Below are 4,810 nucleotides of genomic sequence, written 5' to 3' on the forward strand. Positions count from 1 at the left end.
CTTCCACCCGTTCGGAGAGCAGTTCGTTAAACGGCGAGGCGATCAGGTTGCCGACCACGGTAAAGGAAAAGAACACCACCACCGCGGTCAACAGCAGCGCCACCGTCCAGGCCAGGTAGTACAAAATCATCCCGTACCAGACCTCGGTTCCGGGCGCATAGGTTTCCAGCATCAACTCAAACAAGTCGAGACCGAAATAAACCGACAACGAAAAAATTAGCACGTTGATTGAAAAAGGAAGCGCCAGATATTTCAGCAGTCCCGGCCTTTTGCCGAGGAATTTCGCCGCCCGTAGCGGGTAGCTGAAACCGCGGGTAAAACTCGCCACCGGTTTAACAGCAGCAGAGGCAACATTGCCGATCATTGTTCCTCCTTGCTCACTTTCAGTCCTACTGCCAGGGTCGGACATTGCAGCTTGATCCCCAGCTTGTCCAGCATCTTCTTATTCGACATCCGTCGTGACTCCTTCTGGTAGGACAGCATCAACGGGTTCATCTCTTTTTCCGCCTCCGCCATACTGATCTGCTTGGGGCGCGGCAACTGATACAAGTCGGCAACGGCGAGAAAATAATCTGTCATGCTACTTTCCTGTCCGTCGCAGACGTTGAAAATGTCACCACCTTCGCCCCTCTCCATCGCCGCCAGGCAGACCTGCACCAGGTCGAAGGTATGAATCCGGTTGGTGAACGAAGCGTCCTCCGGCAACAGTACCGGGTGACCCTGCATAATCCGCGCTACCGGCAACCGACCCGGCCCGTAGATCCCGGTCACGCGCAGGATGACCAGTTCAAAGCCGAGCTTCTGCGCATGTTCCTGCAATTGACTTTCAGCGCTGGCGCGCCGCATCGCCCGTGCGGTCTGCGGATTGATCAGCGTTTCCTCGGTGACCATGGCCCCACCGCAATTGCCATACACACCGCTGGTACTGATATAGACCAGCTTGCTCGGAACATTATCCGGTGCAAGCTTACGGCAGAAATTGAGCATCCGGTAGTCGCTTTTCCCACCCCCTTGCGGCGGCATGAAATAGAAGACCTGTTTGCCATGCACCGGTACGGTTGGAGCATCTTCCTGATAATCGAAGTTACCGATGATAGCCTGAAAACCAAGCTGCTGCAGTTCAGCGGCTCGTTCCGCGGTCTTTGCCGTGGCCAATACGCTCTTTCCTTGCGCTAGCAAAATCTTGCCGACCCGACGACCAATATCGCCGCAGCCGATGATTACAACCTTTTTCAACCGATCCCTCCCTAACGCAAACTCTTACTGACGATTTCATATAAATCTTTCGACAATTTGGCGGTCTGCATCCGCTCCAGCTCAGCTTTCATCAGTGCGCGCCGTTTTGACTCTAGCTTCCTCCAGCGGGTAAAGGAACCAGCCATGCGGGCTGCGACCTGCGGGTTACGCTGATCAAGCTTAAGGATCTGCTCGGCCAGTAGTCGATAACCGGCACCGTCGGCACGGTGGAATGCCGCCAGATTCTGTGTGAAGGCGCCGATCAGCGAACGGAAGCGGTTCGGATTTTTCAAGCTGAATGCCGGATGATGCAAAAGCTGTTCAATCTCGGCAAAAGCATCCACTTGACGTGAAAGCGCCTGGATACTGAACCACTTGTCGATAACCAGCGGATGTTCCTGCCACTGCTGGAAAAAATCATCGATCACCTGTTTGCGTTCGGCGGCCGGGTTGTCGACCAGCGCAGCAAAAGCGGCCAACCGATCGGTCATATTGTGTGCCTCACGATACTGTTGTAAACAAAAATCGGTGATCCGCTGTTCGTGCAGCTCCATCAAAAGCGACAGGCAAAAATTACGCAAACTGCGTCGACCGACCGATAGCGGATCAAGGCAATACACCCCATCGTCCTGACATTCCTGGTAGCGCTCCAGCAATCTCCCCTGGCATTCGCTCGCCAACTGCCAACGTGCACGGTTACGAACTTCACGGATCGCCTGGGGGTCGTATTCCGGAAGCTGATCGGCGAGGTACTGTTCGCTCGGCAGGATGAGCAACTGAGTCAGTAGGCTCTTATCAGCCTGACGATCATCCAACGCGTGTCGCCAAGCGGTAACGAATTTCGGCGTCAGGGCAAACTGCCGGCCGTTTCCCAAGTCACTGAGCATCCGCAACAACTCTTTCATCGCCAGCGTCTGCCCGGCTTCCCAGCGGTTGAATGAATCACTGTCACGTGCCATGCGAAACGCCAGCTCGTCATCGTTGTAATCGCATTTAATCCGAACCGGCGCTGAGAACCCGCGCAACGCTGAGATAACCGGTTTCGACGGCAGACCGACAAAACTGAAAGTCTGCTCGGCCTCGGTCAATTCCAATACCCTGGTCGTATCGCCAGCGACGGGTTCACCCGCCAACTGCAAAGGAAGATCCGTACCATCAGCGTCGAGCAAACCAATCGCCAGCGGGATATAAAACGGATGTTTTTCCTGCTTCTCCGGCGTTGGCGGGCAGTGCTGCAGAATCTTCAGGGTCAGGCGCTTCTGCGTCTCATCGTAATCGCTGCGGACCAACACCTGCGGAGTTCCAGCTTGCGAATACCAGAGCTTGAATTGCTGCAGGTCAATCTGACCGGCATCTTCCATCGCCTTGACAAAATCATCGCAGGTTGCCGCCTGCCCGTCGTGCCGTTTGAGGTAGAGCTGCACCCCGGCGATGAACTTTTCTTTGCCAAGCAGAGTGCGCATCATCCGGATCACTTCCGCGCCTTTGTTGTAAACGGTCATGGTGTAGAAATTGTTAATCTCTACGTAGGAGGCGGGGCGCACCGGATGCGCCATCGGGCCGGCATCCTCTGGGAACTGGTGCTGTCGCAGGATACGCACATCGTCGATCCGCTTGACGGCGGCCGAGTTCATATCTGCAGAGAACTGCTGATCCCGATAGACAGTCAACCCTTCTTTCAGGCTGAGCTGAAACCAGTCGCGACAGGTGACCCGGTTGCCGGTCCAGTTGTGAAAATATTCGTGGCCGATCACCCCTTCCACTCCGAGATAATCGATGTCGGTCGCGGTATCCGGATGGGCCAGCACGTACTTTGAGTTGAAAACGTTCAGCCCCTTGTTCTCCATCGCCCCCATGTTGAAATCATCGACGGCGACGATCATGTAACGGTCGAGATCGTATTCGAGGCCAAAAACCTCTTCGTCCCATTGCATCGATTTTTTCAGCGACAGCATCGCGTGATCGCAGTAATTGCGGTTGCGCTCCTCGACAAAAATCTGCAACAACACCTCGCGACCGGAGACGGTCGTGTAACGATCTTCCTGGCAGACAAGATCGCCGGCGACCAACGCGAATAGATAACTCGGCTTCGGGAAGGGATCCTCCCACTCGGCAAAATGGCGCCCACCCGGAAGCTCGCCCTCGCCTATCAAGTTACCGTTACTTAACAACACCGGGTAGTGCTGGTCCGCTTCGATCCGCACCTTGAAGCGCGCCATCACATCGGGGCGATCGGGATAATAGGTGATCTTGCGGAAACCGTGCGCTTCGCACTGTGTACAGAAGTTGCCGCTCGACTGATAAAGTCCTTCCAGCGAGGTATTCCTGGCCGGGTCGATCTGGGTTTCTATCTCCAGCATAAACTTTTCCGGCACTTCGTTTATGACCAGACTTTCTTCATCGAGTCGATAAGCGGAATCGTCCAACGGAGCATTATTCAGTTTGACGGCGATGAGCTGCATGCTGTTGCCATCCAGTACCAGCGGTTCAGCTGTCTGGCGGTCCGGATTGCGGGAGAACTGCACCCGCGACACCACCCTCGTCTTACTCGGCTCAAGCAGAAAGGTCAAATCGACCTCTTCAACCAAGTAGGCGGGGGTTTTATAGTCATGCAGATAGATTGGTTCAGGATTTTTAGTTTTGTTGGTCATGGCTTCAATTTCATCTAGACGGCTTAAAAAGTATTTTAACGGAGAGTGCCCTGCACGGACAACCGGGAGATCATAGCATTTTTCGTATCGAGCCGAAAGAAGAGGAAAAAGAAAAGGCGACCTTCAAGGTCGCCCATTTCTTTTCAGCATTATTTTGCTGTTTGTTTTAATAGATCGCGAATACCTGCTCCTCATTCCACATTTCGACCGCCTCATCAAGGGTATCTGCCGAAGTCATCTTGTCGCAATCATTTTGTGAGCAGTAGATTCCCCAATGGCTGGTCGGTGCATACTCGCTCGGGCCAAAAATTTTAGCCTGCCCGCCGCAGCGGCAAGGCACAGCTAAATTGTGGTTGTGCGCTTCCATCGCAAAAACTCCTTGATAAAGTTGAGTGAGAGGCAGCCTCTTGAAACAAGGCAATACCTTTAGTGTTATTTTTTTTCATATATCACAATTGGATTCTAGTCAACTCTCATTTTTGTTCATTTTTTCAATAAAACAGCGATCTATTAAAAAACGGAATTTCGTATTTAAAATAAATCCTTCAAGCCAATGATTTTATTAACGTATTTCATCACATCAGCGCGCACAAAATTTTCCCATCAGGCAACTCGCAAAAAAATCTTTTCTTAAGTTTTATGGCACTCCCAGAACCAAAAAGCCGAATCGTTAACATCGATTCGGCCAGTGAAACCATTATTCTTCAGAACGTGTGAACTACCCCGCCGCAAGCGACGGAGCTTCCTGTTTCAACGAACCATGACTCGTAGACCGGCTATTGCGAGCCGTTCCGCCGTCAGAGGATTCTCCACGGGCGTGACTTCGGGCAGTTCCTGCCCTAGAAAGAATATTGAGTGCCGCGTTGTGGTCACGATCTATGACCAGGCCACAACTCGGACAACGATGTGTCCTTGTTGCGAGG

Annotated in this window: 5 protein-coding genes; all 5 read right to left on the reverse strand. The window is 52.9% G+C overall.

From position 1 onward, the window contains the following. Positions 1-364 (reverse strand): EI24 domain-containing protein (locus Q7J88_RS01970; protein ID WP_303720471.1); only part of this gene is annotated, 364 nt, incomplete at its 3' end. Continuing rightward, positions 361-1,236 (reverse strand): SDR family oxidoreductase, encoded by an 876-nt coding sequence (locus Q7J88_RS01975; protein WP_303720472.1) that lies wholly within the window; start codon positions 1,234-1,236, stop codon positions 361-363. The genes Q7J88_RS01970 and Q7J88_RS01975, both read right to left, overlap by 4 nt. 11 nt (positions 1,237-1,247) lie before the next feature. Then, a complete protein-coding gene (pepN, locus tag Q7J88_RS01980) occupies positions 1,248-3,887 on the reverse strand; it encodes an aminopeptidase N (protein WP_303720473.1) in 2,640 nt (879 codons plus the stop codon). A gap of 166 nt (positions 3,888-4,053) precedes the next feature. Further along, positions 4,054-4,254 (reverse strand): hypothetical protein, encoded by a 201-nt coding sequence (locus tag Q7J88_RS01985; RefSeq protein ID WP_303720474.1) that lies wholly within the window; start codon positions 4,252-4,254, stop codon positions 4,054-4,056. A gap of 351 nt (positions 4,255-4,605) precedes the next feature. Further along, positions 4,606-4,810 (reverse strand): zinc ribbon domain-containing protein (locus Q7J88_RS01990; protein WP_303720475.1); only part of this gene is annotated, 205 nt, incomplete at its 5' end.

The sequence above is a fragment of the Malonomonas rubra genome (genome assembly GCF_003247215.1).
Taxonomy (GTDB): Bacteria; Desulfobacterota; Desulfuromonadia; order Desulfuromonadales; family Geopsychrobacteraceae; genus Malonomonas; species Malonomonas rubra_A.